13 protein-coding genes and 1 riboswitch are annotated in these 17647 nt (G+C 71.9%); of the genes, 4 read left to right on the top strand and 9 right to left on the bottom strand.

Annotated elements, in window-relative coordinates; translation table 11 throughout:
- Positions 1-15: 15 nt before the first annotated feature.
- The 8 genes from NAG42_RS23315 to NAG42_RS23280 form a co-directional block, all read right to left on the bottom strand.
- A complete protein-coding gene (locus NAG42_RS23315) occupies positions 16-1041 on the bottom strand; it encodes an ABC transporter permease (RefSeq protein WP_250033033.1) in 1026 nt (341 codons plus the stop codon).
- Between the two features lie 609 nt (positions 1042-1650).
- Entirely contained in the window at positions 1651-2556 is a 906-nt protein-coding gene (locus NAG42_RS23310) for a TIGR03619 family F420-dependent LLM class oxidoreductase (protein ID WP_250033031.1), read from the bottom strand.
- A 9-nt stretch (positions 2557-2565) separates the two neighbouring features.
- Entirely contained in the window at positions 2566-3987 is a 1422-nt protein-coding gene (locus NAG42_RS23305) for an Hsp70 family protein (RefSeq protein ID WP_250033029.1), read from the bottom strand.
- 180 nt (positions 3988-4167) lie between these two features.
- Positions 4168-4872, bottom strand: a complete 705-nt coding sequence (locus NAG42_RS23300; protein WP_250033027.1) for a tetratricopeptide repeat protein — start codon at positions 4870-4872, stop codon at positions 4168-4170.
- A gap of 21 nt (positions 4873-4893) precedes the next feature.
- A complete protein-coding gene (locus tag NAG42_RS23295; protein WP_250033025.1) occupies positions 4894-5544 on the bottom strand; it encodes an SDR family oxidoreductase in 651 nt (216 codons plus the stop codon).
- Between the two features lie 19 nt (positions 5545-5563).
- Positions 5564-6571, bottom strand: a complete 1008-nt coding sequence (locus tag NAG42_RS23290) for a LacI family DNA-binding transcriptional regulator (RefSeq protein WP_250033023.1) — start codon at positions 6569-6571, stop codon at positions 5564-5566.
- 152 nt (positions 6572-6723) lie between these two features.
- Positions 6724-7989, bottom strand: a complete 1266-nt coding sequence (locus NAG42_RS23285) for a DUF1996 domain-containing protein (RefSeq protein ID WP_250033018.1) — start codon at positions 7987-7989, stop codon at positions 6724-6726.
- A 51-nt stretch (positions 7990-8040) separates the two neighbouring features.
- Positions 8041-9816 carry a galactose-binding domain-containing protein gene (locus NAG42_RS23280; RefSeq protein WP_250033016.1) on the bottom strand — a complete coding sequence of 592 codons (1776 nt, stop codon included), beginning with the start codon at positions 9814-9816 and terminating at the stop codon, positions 8041-8043.
- A 240-nt stretch (positions 9817-10056) separates the two neighbouring features.
- Between NAG42_RS23280 and NAG42_RS23275 the strand changes: the two genes are divergently transcribed.
- Complete coding sequence (locus NAG42_RS23275) at positions 10057-10221, top strand: hypothetical protein (RefSeq protein WP_250033014.1); 165 nt, start codon at positions 10057-10059, stop codon at positions 10219-10221.
- Between the two features lie 92 nt (positions 10222-10313).
- Here the strand turns inward: NAG42_RS23275 and cobN are convergent, their stop codons facing one another.
- The gene (gene cobN / locus NAG42_RS23270) at positions 10314-13892 is read right to left on the bottom strand and encodes a cobaltochelatase subunit CobN (protein ID WP_250033012.1); all 3579 of its coding nucleotides are present in this window, start codon (positions 13890-13892) and stop codon (positions 10314-10316) included.
- A gap of 52 nt (positions 13893-13944) precedes the next feature.
- A riboswitch (cobalamin riboswitch) is annotated at positions 13945-14018 on the bottom strand.
- Between the two features lie 129 nt (positions 14019-14147).
- On the opposite strand from cobN, the gene NAG42_RS23265 reads away from it, so the two are divergent.
- Genes NAG42_RS23265 through NAG42_RS45030 form a run of 3 tightly spaced genes read left to right on the top strand, consistent with a single transcriptional unit; the run spans position 14148 to position 17623 of the window.
- Positions 14148-15464, top strand: coding sequence for a ferredoxin-like domain-containing protein (locus NAG42_RS23265; protein WP_250033010.1), 1317 nt, complete (start codon positions 14148-14150; stop codon positions 15462-15464).
- A complete protein-coding gene (locus tag NAG42_RS23260) occupies positions 15464-16081 on the top strand; it encodes a precorrin-8X methylmutase (protein ID WP_250033008.1) in 618 nt (205 codons plus the stop codon). The genes NAG42_RS23265 and NAG42_RS23260 overlap by 1 nt, the downstream gene beginning before the upstream one ends.
- Complete coding sequence (locus tag NAG42_RS45030; RefSeq protein ID WP_250033006.1) at positions 16082-17623, top strand: precorrin-2 C(20)-methyltransferase; 1542 nt, start codon at positions 16082-16084, stop codon at positions 17621-17623. It abuts the gene before it with no gap.
- Positions 17624-17647: the final 24 nt, after the last annotated feature.

The following is a 17647-nucleotide window of genomic DNA, read 5'->3' as shown; positions in this document are numbered from 1 at the left end:
CTGGGCGTCACCTCGTCACCTGCGGGTGCGGGGATCGAATGCGTCACGAATCGAGTCGCCGAGCAGGCTCAGCGCGAGCACGAGGATCGTGATGGCGGCTACCGGGATCCACAGGTAGAGCGGATCGGCCCGGTACCAGCTTTGTGCGGCGGCGATGGTCAGGCCCCAGGACGGCGTCGGCTCGGTGAGCCCGACGCCGAGGTAGGTCAGGCCTGCCTCGGTGACGATGTAGGTCGGTAGAGCCATCGAGACCGAGATGACAATGGGCGCCACCAGGTTGGGCAGCAGCTCTTTGAAGAGCACCTTGCGGGTCGGTACACCGAGCACCTTGGCCGCAGCGATGAACTCTCGCTCGCGCAGGGTGAGCACCTCGCCGCGGATCAGTCGCGCGAGGCTGGCCCAGCCGAAGAAGGAGAGCACGATGATCAGGGCGTAGAAGCGCACCGAGGCGACCTCTTCGTTGCCGGCCGCCTCCGTGTTGCCGACGAATACCGCCAGCAGCGCGGCCGGGACGGCGATGGCGAACAGGAGGTAGGGCAGGCTCAGGACGAAGTCGATGATCCAGGAGAGGATCCGGTCGATCCAGCCACCCATGAACCCGGCGATCAGACCGACGACCACACCGACGAGCGTGGTCACCACCGTGACCGAGCCGGCGACGATCAGCGACGGCCGCGCGCCGTAGACCCAGCGCGCGAACAGGTCGCGGCCCAGGCGCGGCTCGACGCCGAACCAGTGCTCGCCGTTGGGGGCGACGGTCGGATAGCCGTACCGGTCGATCAGGTTCTGGTTCAGCGTCGTCGGGTCCTGACCCTCGAGCTTGGCCAGCAGCGGCGCGAAGATCGCGATCAGGATGAAGAAGAGGAAGATGCTCGCGCAGATGACCGCGACCTTGTCCTTGCGCAGGCGCGCGAGGGCGATCTGAGTCGGCGACTTCCGGCGGGTGTCCACCTTCTTCACGGACTCGCCGGTCGGCGCTGCAATCGGGTCGGTCGGCGCACCCTTACGGGCGAGCTCGGCCTCTTCGATCAGCGGTTCCAAGCGTCGGTCACCTCCATCGGACGACACACCTCACATGCGCCGTGCGTGAGAGGCATTCGGATGCTGCGCTGGGAAAGGTAGCCCGGATCTCGGGCGTAGGAAATGAGTTGACGCATCGAATGAATAACAGCCAGCTGAAAGACGGGGATGGCAGGTGTCACAACTGTGCCCACCTTCGGCCGCTCTGAAGTAGTACTTGAGCGTACAAATCGCCCGTATCGTCGCTCATCTTCGCCACCAATGTCCGTAATGGAGTACCAGAGGGCAATCGTACTGTTGCGCAAAGTCATTGAAGTCAGCCCCGCCGTCCGGTCGCCCGCTGTTTCGTCCCCGTTTCCTGACCGTGTCGATCTTGGCTGGTGACCACCGTCGGATTCTGCGGTGTAGGCGATCAGGTAACGCAAGATCTTCGGTCAGAGCGCTTGCACGGGGCCGTATCGACGGCCATCCCACCCATCGGACCGTTGTTCCATGGTCCGCCCGGATGCCCAGGCGTGTTCCCAGGACTACTCCTGGTAAACCCGGGAAAGGTCGTCATACGATGACGACGGCCATTCCGATAACGAATCGGGCTCACCATTCGGGCCCATTCAGACTTCGAAGGCGGTCTTAGCCCGGCGGGGCCAGCGCGGTGAGGATCTCGTCGGCCCGCTCACCGGCCACCCGCGGGTCCGCGTCCGGCGCCCCGATCAGAGGGTCCCAGTTGAGGTCGTAGAACAACTCGGTCACGCCGGACTCGGCGTACCGCTCGGCGCCGGCCCGGATCTGGGCCCAGTCGCCGGACAAGGGATCACTGTCGTCGCGCTGCCCGGGCCGCACGACGGCGCGCACCACGATCCGGACGGCATCGGGGTCCCGCCCGGCCTCCTCGGCCGCCCGCCGCACGATCTGAGCACCCCGCGCAACCTCGTCGAGCGTCGAGCTGCTGCTGCTCACCCAGCCCGCGGCGAGCCGCCCGGCCCGGCGCAGGGCGCTGTCGGCTGTGCCCCCGAGCAGCACCGGCGGACCGCCCGGCTGCACCGGCGGGGGCGCCATCGTGCTCGGCGGGACACGGTAGAGCTCGCCCTCGAACGACGCCACCGGGTCGTTCCACAACGTGCGCAGCACCTCGAGGTATTCGGTGACACGCCGGCCCCGCGGATGCGGATCGGAGCCGGTGGCGATGAACTCGGGCCCCGACCAGCCGGTGCCCAGCCCCAGGTCGAGACGGCCGCCGGAGAGCCGGTCGAGGGTGGCGGCCTGCTTGGCCAGGTGGGCCGGGGAGACGTACGGGATGTTGAGCACCGCGACACCGAGCCGGACCCGGCTGGTGCGCGCGGCGGCCCAGGTCAGGGCGATCAGGGGGTCGAGCACGCTGCGATAGACGGGGAGCACCCGCTGCTCCGTGCCGACCAGCAGGCGCTGGAACGTCCACAACCCGTGATAGCCGAGCTGCTCGGCCCGCTCGGCGAACCCGCCCAGCGAATCCGGGCCGGCCCAGGCTCCGGCCACCGGCGCGCCACAACTGATCAGCATCAGGCCAGGCTAGCCGGACGCCCGGTCGTACTCCGCTTTCAGCGCCCGGCCGAGCTCAGCCAGCCGGGCGTCCGGGGCAGCCGCCTGAACGGCCGCGATGAAGGCGCCGTAAGCGGCGGCCAGGGCGGTCAGATCGTCGTCCTGCAGGAGCAACATGTATGCCGCGTCGGCTGTGCGGCGGAAGTCGGCCGGGGTCTCGGCGGGCGGCCCGGCCGGACCGGGCGACTCCGGCTCCTCGGCCTGCTCGTCCGCGACCGGCCCGGCCTCGGGCACCGCCATCTCGGCCCGCAGCCGCAGGCTGGCGCTGAGCAGACCGACCGGGGAGCCCTCGAACACCGGCGCCGGCTCGTAGTCGCGGGCCACCAGCCCGGCGCCCCGGGCGACCATCTCGTCCGGGTCGAGGTCGGTGCGGATGCGGGCCGCGCCCCAGCCGAGGTAGGCGGCCAGCCGCTCGCGGATCGCCGGGATCCGCGTCGAGCCGCCGGCCAGCACCACCTGGTCGATGTCGGCCCAGCCCACGCCGTGCGCCGCGCGGGCCGCCGCGATGGCCTCGCTGAGCAGGTCGAGCGAGCGCTGCACGTCCGGCTCGATCATCGCCTCGAAGGCCCGCCGGCTCAGCGGCACACCGGCGCTGACCGTGGCGGTGAGCAGCGGCAGCTCGAGCGTCGTGGAGTCGGCCGACGACAGCTCGCGTTTGCGGATCTCGGCCTCCCACCGGACCCGCCGGCGGATCGCCCGGTCCTGGCTGAGGTCGACGTGGTGCCGCTCGCGGATCTGGCGCAGCACGTGACCGACGATCAGCTCGTCGAAGTCGTCGCCCCCGAGCACCTGGTCGCCGGCGGTGCCGAGGACCTCGACCGTGCCGTCGGCGACCCGCACGATCGAGGCGTCGAAGGTGCCTCCGCCCAGGTCGTAGACGGCATACGTGCCGGGCGGGGCGTCCACCCCGAGCACCATCGCCGCGGCCACCGGATCCTCGACCAGCCGGCGCACGTTGAGCTGGGCCAGCCCGGCCGCCTCGCGCAACGCCCGCCGCTGGGCCTCGCCGGCCGCCGCCGACACGGTGATCACCGCATCGTGGATCAGCTCGCCGACGAACGCCTCGGCCTGACGCTTCAGCTCGATGAGCAGGAAGGCGCAGATGTCGCGGGGCAGATAGGTGCGGCCGCGGAACCGGACCCGGTCGCCGCTGCCCAGCCGGCGCTTGATGCCGGCGATGACGTTCTGGGGGTCGCCGGCCGCGGGCACTCCGGCGATCACCTGACCGGATCGGTCCTGGCTCACCGTGGCCGGCATGGTCGGGGCGCCGGTCGGGCCGCGGACGACGAGCGGCTTGGCGCCGTCCCAGACCGAGACCGCACACGAGCTGGTGCCGAGGTCGATCCCGATCACCCGGTGGAAAGACGGATACGCGTCGCCCAGCTCGGTCAAGGCCGCCCCCTGTGACCAGCAATGCTCAGTGCTGCTGACCGTCAAATTAGCGACCCAGCCGGAATGATCGCGATCGATCCGTCGGACATCCGACTGACGCTGGACACTCCGGTCAGCCCGCGACGCCGGACGGGTCAGCCCCGCGACGCCGGACGGGTCAGCCCCGCGACGCCGGACGGGTCAGGCGGCGGCGCGCTCGGCGTCGGCCAGCGCGTGCTCGGCCCAGCTGATCCGCTGCGGGGTGAGGCCGGCCTGGCGGGCCTGGTGGACGGCCTCCCGCAGCAGGCGCAGCGCCTCGGGCACGTTGCCCGCGGCCAGCTCGGCCTCGCCCAGCGCCAGCGTGCCGGTGGCGACCCGGCGCGGGTCGCCGTAGCGCTCCCGCAGCACCTGCGACATGCGCAGATGGCGCAGCCCGCGCTCGGTGTCACCGGCCACGAAGACGTGGAAGAAGCCGATGTGCCGGTGCACCTCGGAGCGCACCATCTCGTCGGCATAGCTCTCGGCCAGCGCCAGCGCCTCGGTGTAGAACGGCATCGCGGTGGTCCAGTCGCCCCGCAGCACCTGGTGGACCAGTCCGAGACCGAACAGGGACTCGGCCGCGCCGGACGCGTCACCGATCTCGCGCTGGATGCGCAGCGCCGCGGTGAACAGCTGCTCCTCGGTGGCCCAGTCGGCCCGGGTCAGGTCGCCGCCCAGAGCGGCGAAATGGGCCAGCATGCCCAGCCGGGTCAGCGCGGCGGCCTCCTCGACCGGCTGATCGGCGTCACAGGCCTGCCGCCGCGCACCCTCGAGCATCTGCCAGGCGGGGAGGAAGTCACCCGTGCGGAACGCCGCCTCGATCATCGCCTCGGTGCCGGCGGCGAGCAGCGCACCTGCGGTCTCCATGGACGCTACGTTAGCTGCTCATCACCCTCCGATGTGACGGAGAGCTTCGTCGATGGGATCAGGCCCGGCGAACAGCTCGAAGGTCACGCCGATCGTGGCCGGCGTGGTGAGACAGGCCGCCACCACGGCGGCCACGTCGTCGCGCGGGACCTGGCCGCGGCCGCCCGGCTCACGGCGGACGGTGACCAGTCCGGTGCCGGGCTCGTCGACGAGGTGGCCCGGCCGCACGATGGTCCAGTCGAGGGTGCCGAGCCCGGTGACGTACGCGTCGGCCTCGCCCTTGGCCGCGAAATAGGCGCCCATCGTGTCGCCGCCCGCGGCCGGGTCGTGGGCGCCGACCGACGAGATCATCACGTAGCGGCGCACGCCCTGGTCGACCGCGGCGTCGGCCAGCTTGACGGCGCCGCCGAGGTCGACGGTCCGCTTGCGCGCGTCCCCGCTGCCCGGACCGGCGCCGGCCGCGAAGACGACGGCGTCGGCCCCCTTGACGTACGCGGAGAGCGACTCTTCGTTCTCGAGGTCGCCGATCACCGCGACGGCGCCGGCGGCCTGCAGGTCGGCGGCCTGCTCGGGCTTGCGGATCAGCCCGCGAGCGGTGTGCCCCTGGTCGGCCAGGAGCTTGAGGAGGCGGAGGGCGACCTGGCCATGGCCGCCGGCGACGAGGATGTCCATGAACCAGTCATACCCCGTCTCAGGCCGAGTCGCGCACCACCAGGGTCGGCTGGAAGGTCACCGAGCGCGGCAGGCGGCCCGGGGTGGCGATGTGGGCCATCAGCACCTCGGCCATCTCGGCGGCCATCTCCTCGACCGGCTGGCGCACGGTGGTCAGCAGCGGGCGGCAGTCGAGTGCGGCACTGCTGTCGTCGAAGCCGACCACGGCCAGGTCGTCGGGGACGCGGCGGCCCAGATCCTGCACCGCGCGCAGCGCGCCCTCGGCCATCAGGTCGCTGGCCACGAAGAGGCCGTCGAGCTCGGGGTGCTCGGCCAGCAGCCGCCGGGCCGCCGCCTCGCCACCGGCCCGGGTGAAGTCGCCCTCGACCGCCGGCACATCGGTGAAGCCGCGCTGGGCCAGGAACGACCGGAAGCCGTCGAGGCGGTCCAGGCCGGACGGGATGTCGAGCGGGCCGCTGATCGTGGCCGGCCGGCGGCAGCCCCGCGTGAGCAGGCGCTCGGCGGCCAGCCGGGCGCCCAGCCGCTGGTCGACGTCGACGAAGCTGACCGCGATGGGCGAGGTCGGCCGGGCCGACACCACCGCGGGGATGCCGAGCTCGTGCACCTGACGGGGCAGCGTGTCCTGCTCGTGGCTGCTGATCAGCAGGACGCCGTCCACGTGGCCCTGGCGCAGATAGCGGATGACCTGGTGATGGTCGGTGGAGTCGGTCGGGATGACGACCAGGTGGATGTCGTGCGGGCGCAGCGCCCCGGTGGCGCCGGCGGTGATGCGGCCGAAGTAGGGGTCGGTGAAGATCCGGTTGAGGAATGAGTGGTTGTCGGGCCGGTCGGGCTCGCTGATCACCAGCGCCACCGAGTTGGACCGGCGGGTGACCAGGCTGCGGGCGGCCACGTTGGGCACGTAGCCGGTCTCGGCGATCGCCCGCTGCACCATCTCGCGGATCTTGGCGTCCACGCTGGGGGCGCCGTTGATCACCCGGGAGACGGTCGCGCGGGACACCCCGGCCGCCTCGGCGACCTGGTCCATCGTCGGATGATGCCCACCGCGCGCGGGCCGGGTTGTCATGCGGTCCGTTATAGCACCGGGTGAAATGTGGGAAAGAGCGCTCTCACGGCTCCGGGGGTGATGGGGACGGGTGCCGCCGCCGTCAGATCCTCCGCCGGCGACACCCGTGGTCATCAGGGACGTCCGTTGGTGCCGCACTTGACGATCGGGCGGATGCAGTCGTTCACCCGCCGCGCGAGCTCCTCCACCGGCCAGGCGTTGAAGAAGTCACCGTGCATCGTGTAGCCGGCGCCGGACGCCAGCCGGAAGTTGGCCGGGTTGCCGTTGACCGGGTACCGCATGACCTGCCGCAGCTTCGGCACCACGACCGGGTGGCTGGGCGGGCAGGCGTTGCCGACCGGGTACGCCATGTGGCTCTTGTGGTCGGGCGAGTCCAGGTTGACGCCGTCCCAGCAGTGCGGGAAGTCCAGGTAGGACTCCAGCATCGTGCCCGGCGGACAGGTCACGAAGTCGTGCGACGAGCCCACCTCACCGGCGTGCAGGCACGACCAGCGCGAGAGGGTGTTGTCGTTCGGCCCGGTCGCCTTGGCGTTGCCGGCCACGATCCGCAGGCCCAGCGGGAACGGCTGGGTCTGCGCGATCAGGTCGTCCCGCACACCCTCCCCCAGGTAGTAGAAGATGCCCGTGGTCGGCTCGACCGGGGTGTTGCCGTTGTAGAAGGTCGGAATCCAGTACGACGACTTGTCGATGGACGGGTTGCAGTTGCTGTTCGCGTTGAGCAGGTCCTGCGTGGTCGAGAAGGCGTTGGTCACCTCGCTGCCGAAGAAGCTGTGCATGTGCGAGGCGCCGGGCAGGCCGGGGAAGATGATCGGGTCGTCCGGCAGCCGGTGGCTGTACGGGCAGTCGGCCAGGAACTCCGCGACCCGGACGGCGCCCGGCGGGATGGTCGGCGTGGTCGTGCCGCCACCACTGCCGTACACCTGGAACTCGGTCAGCGAGACGCCCCACTGCGTGGCCCGAGCCGTGGTCTCGAGCCGGACGTAGCGGCCGGTGCCCGTGGCGGTGATCGTCTGGCGGCCGCCCGTGCCGTTCGTGGTGCTGTGGATCGTGGTCCAGGACGAGCCGTTGGCCGACACCTTGACGCTGAAAGCGCGGGCGTAGGCGGACTCCCAGTTGAGCACCACCGACGAGACGGTGGCGCTCGCGCCCAGGTCGACCTGCAGCCATTGGGGATCGCTGAAGGCGCTCGACCAGCGGGTGCCGAGGTTGCCGTCGACGGCGTTCGAGGCGGGGAAGGCCGCGGACTCGGTCGACGACGCGGTGGCCGTCTTGCCCTGGGAAATCAGGGAATCGGCGGCGCTCGCGGTGGTGGCGTTGACGATCAGATAGGTGGCCAGCAGGGCGGCTGCCGCTGTGGCCAGAAGGGGACTTTTTCTCATGACTGCCGTCCTGGGGGAAAGGGGCCGGGGGCTTTCACCCCCGGCCGGCACTCACTGGTAGACGCGCACGTAGTCGACGAGCATGCGGGACGGGAACGGGGTGGTGGCGTCGATCGGGCCGGGGAAATCGCCGCCGACGGCCAGGTTGAGGATCAGGTAGAACTTGTGGTCGAAGATCCACGGACCGCGGGTGTTCTCCACGGTGTCCTTCTTGGCGTCGAAGACCAGCCGGCCGTCCAGGAAGAACCGGATGCCCTTGCTGTCCCACTCGGCGGCGTAGACGTGGAAGTCCTGCGACAGGTCCACCCCGGCCGCGTTCTTCTGGCCGTACCCGCCACCGCCGTTGTAGGCCGGGGCGTGCAGCGTCGTGTACATCTCGCTGGTGTTGCGGCCGAGGACCTCCATGATGTCGATCTCGCCGTTGTAGGGCCACGGGCGTCCGCTGAGGAAGTCGTCACCCATCATCCAGAACGCCGGCCACAGGCCGTTGCCCTTCGGCACCTTGATCCGGGCCTCGAACCGGCCGTACTGGGTGCTGAACTTGCCGCCGGTGTTCATCCGGGCCGAGGTGTACTGCCGGCCCTGGTAGTCCTGCCGGCGGGCCTCCATCACCAGGTTGCCCTGGCCGTCGGTCTGCGCGTTCTCGCTGTTGGGCGTGTAGTACTGGATCTCGCCGTTCTGCGGGACGCCCGGGTCGTAGGTCCACTTGGCCGTGCTCGGCTTGGTGCCGGCACCCTCGTTGAAGTTGTCCTCGAAGACCAGGCGGGTGGCCGGGAAGGCCGGGTCGGCCGGCTTGGCCGGCGGGTTCACCGGGGCGCCGCCGGTGCCGTAGACGCTGAACTCCCACAGCGAGTAGCCGTAGGCGCTGCTGCGGGCGGTGCCGTACATCCGCACGTAGCGGCCGGTGCCGGTGGCGTTGATGACGTCCTTGAGGCCGTCACCGGTGGTCGTGGAGTAGATCGACGACCAGGTCGCGTTGTCGTTGGACACCTGGATCTGGTAGGCGCGGGCATAGGCCGGATCCCACTGCAGGACGACCTGGCTGATCTGAGCCGTGGCGCCCAGGTCGACCGAGATCCAGCCCGGGTCCACCCAGCCGTTCGTCGAGCTCGTGGCCCAGCGGCTGGCCGGGTCGTTGTCGAACGCCTTCTCCGGCGTGCACGGGTTGCAGTTGACGTCGTTCTGCGACGTCGAGGCGAGCGCCGGCTTGTTGTAGGAGAGCAGCCGCGCGGTGCCCGGCGGCGGCGTGGTCGTCGGCGGCGGGGTGGTCGTGGGCGGCGGGTCGGTCGGGGTCGTGCCGCCCGAGAAGACCTGGAACTCCCAGAACGAGTAGCCGTAGATGTCGAGCGCGCGCTGGGTCAGGTTGATCCGCACGTACCGGGCCGTGCCGCTGACCGCGATGCTCTGCTGGCCGCCGGTGCCGGTCGTGGTGGCGTAGGCCTGGGTGTAGGAACTGCCGTTGGCCGAGAACTGGATCGTGAACGCCTTGGCGTAGGCGCCCTCCCAGTTGATCGCGATCCGGCTGACCGCGGTCGGCGCGCCCAGGTCGACCTGCCACCACTGACTGGCCGAGAAGGCACTGGCCCAACGCGTGCCGTTGTTGCCGTCGACGGCCTCACCGGGCTGGTAGGCGCCGGCCGCCTCGGTGGACGACGCGGTGGCGGTCTTGCCCTGCGAGACGACCACCTCGGCGGCCGAAGCGGCGTTGGTGGTAGCGACGAAATAGGCGGCGAGCAAGCCGAAGACGGCCGCGCCGAGAGTGAGGAACCGGGCCGGGGACAGCCGTTTGCGAGGCGTCCCGAGCCCGTCCGTGACCGGGGATGTCATGGAGGGGACTCCTGGGGATCGGAGGTGTGTCGAGCGATTCCGGCCTGGGGATCGGCTGGGGAAGCGCTCTTTGTAACGACACTGTTAACCGGCGTGTCGGCACGTGTCAATGCCTGGTAGCGGGCCGGGAAGCGCTTTCTCGCGGGTTCTTGCAGGTGGGGGCCGACTCGGCCCGGACGGTTCCGGAACCGTCGTCCGTCCTGTTCGCTCCGGAACCCGGAGCAGGTACAGTTTCGGGCCATGACCGACACCGACCAACCGAACGGCCGTCACGCCGCCAAGCAGGACGACCTGGGCGCTCGCTCCACTGTCAACATCAAGAAGTACTTGGAGAAGGACGAGGCGCTCGAGCGCCAGGCCGCAGGCCGCCACGCCGCCCCGGAGGACAAGCCCGAGGCCGGCTGAGACTCAGCAGCAGGCGATCCGAGCACCCGGCTTGGCCTTGGTGAAGCGCATGGCGCCGCGATCCTGGTCCACGCCGGGCCACGCCGCCGGCATCAGTGGTCTTCCAGATCGCCCTCGGTAGCCAGGTAGAGCTCCTGCAGGGCGCTCAGCGTGTCGGTGGACGGGGAGTCCCAGAGCTTGCGCTCGGCCGCCTCCAGCAGGCGCTCGGTGATGCTGTGCAGCGCCCACGGGTTGGACTGCTGGAAGAACTGCTGGTTCTCCGGGTCCAGGGCGTACGTCGTGGCCAGCTGCTCGTACATGTAATCGGTGACCACGCCGGCGGTCGCGTCGAAGCCGAACAGGTAGTCGACCGTGGCCGCCAGCTCGAAGGCACCCTTGTAACCGTGCCGGCGCATCGCGGCGATCCAGCGCGGGTTCACCACCCGCGCGCGGAAGATCCGGGCGGTCTCCTCGGTCAGGCTGCGGGTGCGGGTGGCGTCCGGGTTGGTCGAGTCACCGACGTATGCCGCGGGGGCCTTGCCGGTCAGCGCGCGCACCGTGGCGATCATGCCGCCGTGGTATTGGAAGTAGTCGTCCGAGTCGGCGATGTCGTGCTCGCGGGTGTCGATGTTCTTGGCGGCGATGTCGATCCGGCGGTAGGCGTTCTCCATGTCGGCCCGGGCCGGCACCCCGTCCAGGTCCCGGCCGTAGGCGAATCCGCCCCACACCGCGTAAACCTCGGCCAGGTCCTTGTCGTCCCGCCAGTTGCGGCTGTCGATCAGCGGCAGGATGCCGGCGCCGTAAGCGCCCGGCCGGGAGCCGAAGATGCGGGCGGTGGCCCGGCGCCAGTCGCCGTGCTCGTCGCGGTCGGCCAGGGCGTGCTGGCGGACGAAGTTGTCCGGCTCGTCGAGCTCGGCGATCATCCGGAAAGCGTCGTCCATCATGGCCACGACGTGCGGGAACGCGTCGCGGAAGAAGCCCGAGATGCGCACGGTGACGTCGATCCGCGGGCGGGCCAGCTCATCGCGGCCGATGGGCTCGAGGCCGGTGACCCGGCGCGAGGCCGGGTCCCAGATCGGGCGGACGCCGATGAGCGCGAGGATCTCGGCGATGTCGTCGCCGGCCGTGCGCATGGCGCTGGTGCCCCAGGCCGAGAGCCCGACCGAGCGGGGCCAGTCGCCGTAGTCCTGGCGGTAGCGCTGGAGCAGCGACTCGGCCATCGCCTGACCGGTCTCCCAGGCGAGCGCGCTCGGGATCGCCTTGGGGTCGACCGAGTAGAAGTTGCGTCCGGTCGGCAGCACGTTGATCAGCCCGCGCAGCGGCGACCCGCTCGGCCCGGCCGGCACATAGCCACCGTCGAGCGCGTGCAGCAGGTTGCCGAGCTCGTCCGTCGTGCGCTCGAGCCGCGGCACCACCTCGGTTGCCGCGAAGGCGAGCACGTCGCGCACCGCGGCCAGGTCGGCTGCATCACCGGGTCCGGCCAGGATCCCAGCCAGCACGACGTCGACGATCTCGGCGATGCGACCGGTGTCAGCCGGCCAGCCGGCCTCCTCCATCGCCCCGACGAGCGCCCGGGCCTCACCCTCGACCCGGTCCGTCTCGGCGGTGGAGGCACCCTCGGGCAGGCCGAGGGCCTCGCGCAGGCCCGGCAGCGCCGCGACCTTACCGGCCCACATCTGCTTGGCGCGCAGCATCGCCAGCACGAGGTTGACCCGCGCCTCGCCCGACGGGGCGGCACCCAATACGTGCAGACCGTCGCGGATCTGGACGTCCTTGACCTCGCACAGCCAGCCGTCCACGTGCAGGATGAACTCGTCGAAGTCCTCGTCGCCGGGGCGGTTGTCCAGCCCCAGGTCGTGGTCCATCCGGGCGGCCTGGATCAGGGTCCAGATCTGCGACCGGATGGCCGGCAGCTTCGCCGGGTCCAGGGCCGCGATGTTGGCGTGCTCGTCCAGCAGCTGCTCCAGGCGCGCGATGTCGCCGTACGACTCGGCCCGGGCCATCGGCGGGATCAGGTGGTCGACCAGGGTGGCGTGCGCCCGGCGTTTGGCCTGGGTGCCCTCGCCCGGGTCGTTGACCAGGAACGGGTAGATCAACGGCAGGTCGCCCAGCGCCGCGTCGGTGCCGTCCGAGGCCGACATGCCGACGTTCTTGCCCGGCAGCCATTCGAGGTTGCCGTGCTTGCCGACGTGCACCACCGCGTGCGCGCCGAAATCGTCGGCCACCCAGCGGTAAGCGGCCAGGTAGTGGTGGCTCGGCGGCAGGTCGGGGTCGTGATAGATGGCGACCGGGTTGGCCCCGAACCCGCGCGGCGGCTGCACCATGACCACGACGTTCTCGTCGCGCAGGGCGGCCAGCACGATGTCGCCACCGTCCACATAAAGCTCGCCCGGCGCCGGCCCCCAGTGCCGCTCGACCGAGGCGCGCAGGTCGTCGGGCAGCGTCGCGAACCACGTCGCGTAGGCGTCCCCCGGGATCCGGACGGGGTTGCCGCTGAGTTGCTCCTCGGTGAGCCAGTCGGGGTCCTGCCCGCCCGCCGCGATCAGCGCGTGGATGAGGCCGTCGCCGTCGTACTGGCCGAACGACCCGGTCCGGTAGCCCCGCGCGCGCATCGCCTCGATCAGCGCGACCGTCGAGGCCGGGGTGTCCAGGCCGACCGCGTTGCCGATGCGCGAGTGCTTGGTCGGGTAGGCCGAGAGCATCAGCACGATGCGCCGCTCGGCGGCCGGGATGTGCCGCAGCCGCGCGTGCGCCACCGCGATGCCCGCGACCCGCGCCGCCCGCTCCTCGTCGGCGACGTAGACCGACAGCCCGTCCGCGTCGATCTCCTTGAACGAGAACGGCACCGTGATGATCCGCCCGTCGAACTCGGGGATCGCCACCTGGGTCGCCGCGTCCAGCGGGGACAGCCCGTCGTCGCTGGCCTCCCAGGTCGCGCGGCTGCTGGTCAGGCACAGCCCCTGCAGGATCGGCACGTCGAGCCCGGCCAGCACGCCGACGTCCCAGGCCTCGTCGTCACCGCCGGCCCCGGCGGTGGCCGGCTTGGTGCCGCCGGCGGCGAGCACGGTCACGACCAGGGCGTCGGCCTTGCGCAGCTCGGTCAGGAGCTCCTCCGACGCCGTACGCAAGGACGACGTGAACAACGGGAGCGGCCGCCCGCCCTTGGCCTCGACCGCCCGGCACAGCGCCTCGATGAAAGCCGTGTTGCCGGCCATGTGGTGGGCCCGGTAATAGAGCACCGCGACCGTCGGCCCGGTGGCCGTGGTCTCGCGGGGCAGCGGCCCCCAGTCGGGCGCAGCCTGCGGCGGCGCGAACCCGTGCCCGGTCAGCAGCACGGTGTCGGACAGGAAGTCGTGCACCGCGGCCAGATTGTCCGAGCCGCCCTGGGCCAGGTAGGTGTGCGTCTCGGCGGCCACCCCGGCCGGCACGGTCGACAGCTTCATCAGCTCGGCGTCCGGTGCCTGCTCACCACCGAGGACCACCACCGGGATCGGCCCGGCCAGCAGCGCGTCGAGCCCTTCCTCCCAGGCCCGGCGCCCGCCCAGGATGCGCACGACGACCAGCTCCACCCCGTCGAGCAGCGCGGGCAGATCGCCGGCACCGGTGCGGGCCGGGTTGGCCAGGCGCCACGGCGAGCCGCTGGCCCGGGCGCTGAGCAGGTCGGTGTCAGAGGTCGACAGCAGCAGGAACACGCCAAGCTCCCCTCGGGGTCCGCGCCCCGGGTAGTAGAGATCACGGCGACCGGAGTTCCTGGCTCCCGGACCCTGGCGGGCCTGGTGACAGTGGCGGGACCGCGCCGGATTCACACCGGCTTCCTCCGCGGCGTCGCCGCTCGTGACCTCCCACCCTTCCCGGCGGCCGGGGGCGGCGTCAAGGAGGGGCCCCTGGTGTGACTATCCCGACCCGAGCATGCAGTCCGGTCGGTGGTCGACCGTAGTATCCGGCTCGTGCCCGCCCGAGCCCATGACGTCGATGCCTGCCCCGGCGCGCTGCGCCTGCACGCCGCCGCCGACGGTCCGCTGGCCCGCGTCCGGCTGCCCGGCGGGCTTCTGACCGGGGCCCGGCTGGCCGTCCTGGGTGAGCTCGCGGCAGCGTTCGGCGACGGCTGGCTCGAGCTGACGTCCCGGGCAAATGTGCAGCTCAGAGCCCTGACAAAAGCCGACCCAGCGGTGCTCGCGGCCCGGCTGTCGGCGGCCGGCCTGCTGCCGTCGGAGACCCACGAGACCGTACGAAACATCGTCTCGCCGCCGTGGGCCGATGCGACACTCCGCGCTCTGACCGAGGAGCTCGATACCTCGTTGTGCGCCACCCCGGCCTTGGCCGCCCTGCCCGGCCGTTTCCTGTTCGCGATCGGCGACGTCGCCCTGGCCACCGACGTGGCCGCCGTTCCCGTGGCCACCGAGTTCGCGATCCTCTTCGCCGGTCACGACCTCGGGCTGCGGGTGCCCGCCGACCGGGTCGTGCCCGCCCTGATCGCCGCGGCCGGCGCCTTCCTCACCGAGCGGGCCGCCGGCACCCCGGGCGCGCCGGCCTGGCGCCTGCACGAGCTGACCGACGGCCCGTCCCGCGTGGCCGAGCGCACCGCCGCCGCCCTCGGCCATCCCCTCGCCCCCACACCGATCCCTCCAGCCGCACCCGGCATGCCCCCGGCCGCCCTCGCCGCACCCGGCATGCCCCCGGCCACCCTCGCCGCACCCGGCATGCCCCCGGCCACCCTCGCCGCACCCGGCATGCCCCCGGCCTGCCCGCCGACCATCCCGGCCGGCGGTGATCGGCCGACTGTCGGTGTCGTGCGGCAGGACGACGGGCTGGTCGCGGTGAGCGCTCTGGTCCCGCTGGGCCGGCTCGGCGGGGAGGCACTGCGCCTGCTCGCCACCGCGCCCCGGCTCGTCGTCACCCCGTGGCGCGGCGTCGTGGTGCCCGACCTGACGCCGGAGGCCGCCCGCCGCTGGGCGCGCGCCCTGTCCGAGGCCGGCCTTCCGATTGACGACACTTCGCGCTGGGTAGGGGTGACCGCCTGCGCCGGCCGCCCCGGTTGTGCGAAATCCCTGGCTGATGTGCGCGCCGATGCCGATGGCACCAGCGCGTATGCGGACGGCCTGCCCGTTCACTGGATCGGCTGCGCCCGCGGGTGCGGCAGCCCCTCCGGCCCGCACGTGCGGGTCGAGGCCACCCCGACCGGCTACGCCGTGACCCGGCAGCCGGACGGGGAGACATTCACCGGCGACCCGGCATCCGCGGTCGCCGCCGCGAGGAGGAACTGATGGAGTACGAGAAGGACGGCGCCGAGATCTACCGGCGTTCCTTCGCCACGATCCGGGCCGAGGCCGACCTGAGCGGTCTCCCGGCCGACGTGGCCCGGGTCGCGGTCCGGATGATCCACGCCTGCGGCATGGTCGACCTGGTGCACGATCTGGCCTACAGCCCCCAGGTGGCCACGGTCGCCCGCAAGGCGCTGCTGTCCGGCGCCCCGGTGCTGTGCGACGCCGAGATGGTCGCGTCCGGCATCACCCGCAAGCGTCTCCCCGCGGCCAACGAGGTCGTCTGCACCCTCCGCGACTCCCGGGTGCCCGCGCTCGCCGAGCGGCTGGGCACGACCCGCAGCGCGGCCGCCCTCGACCTCTGGCTCGACCACCTGGAGGGCTCGGTGGTCGCGATCGGCAACGCCCCCACCGCCCTGTTCCGCCTGCTCGAGATGATCGCCGCCGGCGCCCCGCGCCCGGCCGCGATCCTGGGCATCCCGGTCGGCTTCATCGGCGCCGCCGAGTCCAAGCAGGCCCTGGCCACGACCGACCTGGAACACCTGATCGTCCGCGGCCGCCGCGGTGGAAGCGCCATCACCGCCGCCGCCGTCAACGCCCTGGCTTCGGAGGCGGAGTAAGTGACCACCGATCTCACTCCCCCGAGCGGCGGCCGCCTCTACGGGGTCGGCGTCGGGCCCGGTGACCCCGAGCTGATCACCCTCAAGGCCGCGCGGCTGATCGAGGGCGCCGATGTGGTGGCCTTCCACGCGGCCCGGCACGGGCGGAGCAACGCCAGGGCGATCGCCGCCGGTCTGCTGCGGGACGGGCAGATCGAGGAGCCGCTGATCTACCCGGTCACGACCGGGGACACCGACCACCCGGGCGGATACCAGGGCGCGATCGACGAGTTCTACACCGAGGCCGCGGCCCGGCTCGCGGCCCACCTCGACGCGGGCCGCGACGTGGTGGTGCTCGCGGAGGGCGACCCGTTCTTCTACGGCTCCTACATGCACATGCACAAGCGCCTGGCTCACCGCTATCCGACCGAGGTCGTCCCCGGCGTCACCTCGGTCAGCGCCGCCTCGGCGGTGCTCGGCCGCCCGCTGATGGAACGCGACGAGGTGCTGACCGTGCTCCCCGGCACGTTGCCGCCGGCCGAGCTGGCCGCCCGTCTGGCCGGCACCGATTCGGCCGCCGTGATGAAACTCGGCCGGACCTTCGACGGTGTCCGCCAGGCCCTGACCAAGGCGGGCCGCCTCGACGACGCCTGGTACGTCGAACGGGCCACCACCGACCGGGAACGCCACGCTCCTCTGGCCGAGGTCGACGCCGACTCCGTGCCGTACTTCTCGCTGGCCCTGCTGCCCAGCCCCGCCGCCACCGCCTTCGTCGAGGAGACCGGGCGCGGGGAGCAGGGCGAGCCGGGCGGGGGCGGCAGCGTGACCGTCGTCGGCCTGGGGCCGGGTGATCCGCTGTGGCTGACGCCCGAGGCCCGCGCGGCCCTGGCGCAGGCCGATGACCTGGTCGGTTACCTGCCCTACCTCGAGCGGGTGGCCACCGGGGCCCACCAGCGCAAGCACCCGTCCGACAACCGGGTCGAGGCCGAGCGGGCCGCGTTCGCGCTCGACCTGGCCAAGCGGGGCCGGCGCGTCGCCGTCGTCTCGTCGGGGGATCCCGGGGTGTTCGCGATGGCGGCGGCCGTGCTCGAGGTCAGCGAGGACCCGCAGTGGAAGGACGTGCCGGTGCGGGTCGTCCCGGGGCTCACCGCGGCGCAGGCCGTGGCGAGCCGGGCCGGGGCGCCGCTCGGCCACGACTTCTGTGTCGTGTCGCTCTCCGACCGGCTCAAGCCGTGGCCGGTCATCGCCGGCCGGCTCACCGCGGCGGCCGGCGCCGACCTGGTGATCGCGCTCTACAACCCGGCCTCCAAGACCCGCCGCGAGCAACTCGTCAACGCCCGCGAGCTGCTGCTCGAGCACCGCTCGGCGGAGACGCCGGTGATCGTCGGCCGCGATGTCGGCGGTCCCGAGGAGACCGTCCGCGTCACCACCCTGGGCGAGCTCGACCCGGCCACCGTCGACATGCGCTGTCTGCTGATCATCGGCTCGTCGCAGACCCGGGCCGTGCAGCGCGGCGACGGCAGCACGTTCGTCTACACCCCGCGCCACTACCCCGCCGGATAGGGCCCCAGCACAAGAAGCCGGCAC

The sequence above is a fragment of the Paractinoplanes maris genome (genome assembly GCF_023544465.1).
GTDB lineage: Bacteria > Actinomycetota > Actinomycetes > Mycobacteriales > Micromonosporaceae > Actinoplanes > Actinoplanes maris.
This window is presented reverse-complemented; position numbering and strand designations above follow the sequence as displayed.

Excerpts from the sequence above, each read along its gene's own strand:
- NAG42_RS23310 (WP_250033031.1), bottom strand. The coding sequence starts at position 2,556 with ATGCTGATCAGTTGTGGCGCGCCGGTGGCCGGAGCCTGGGCCGGCCCG.
- NAG42_RS23300 (WP_250033027.1), bottom strand. The coding sequence starts at position 4,872 with ATGGAGACCGCAGGTGCGCTGCTCGCCGCCGGCACCGAGGCGATGATC.
- NAG42_RS23295 (WP_250033025.1), bottom strand. The coding sequence starts at position 5,544 with ATGGACATCCTCGTCGCCGGCGGCCATGGCCAGGTCGCCCTCCGCCTC.
- NAG42_RS23290 (WP_250033023.1), bottom strand. The coding sequence starts at position 6,571 with ATGGACCAGGTCGCCGAGGCGGCCGGGGTGTCCCGCGCGACCGTCTCC.
- NAG42_RS23285 (WP_250033018.1), bottom strand. The coding sequence starts at position 7,989 with ATGAGAAAAAGTCCCCTTCTGGCCACAGCGGCAGCCGCCCTGCTGGCC.
- NAG42_RS23280 (WP_250033016.1), bottom strand. The coding sequence starts at position 9,816 with ATGACATCCCCGGTCACGGACGGGCTCGGGACGCCTCGCAAACGGCTG.
- NAG42_RS23275 (WP_250033014.1), top strand. The coding sequence starts at position 10,057 with ATGACCGACACCGACCAACCGAACGGCCGTCACGCCGCCAAGCAGGAC.
- NAG42_RS23260 (WP_250033008.1), top strand. The coding sequence starts at position 15,464 with ATGGAGTACGAGAAGGACGGCGCCGAGATCTACCGGCGTTCCTTCGCC.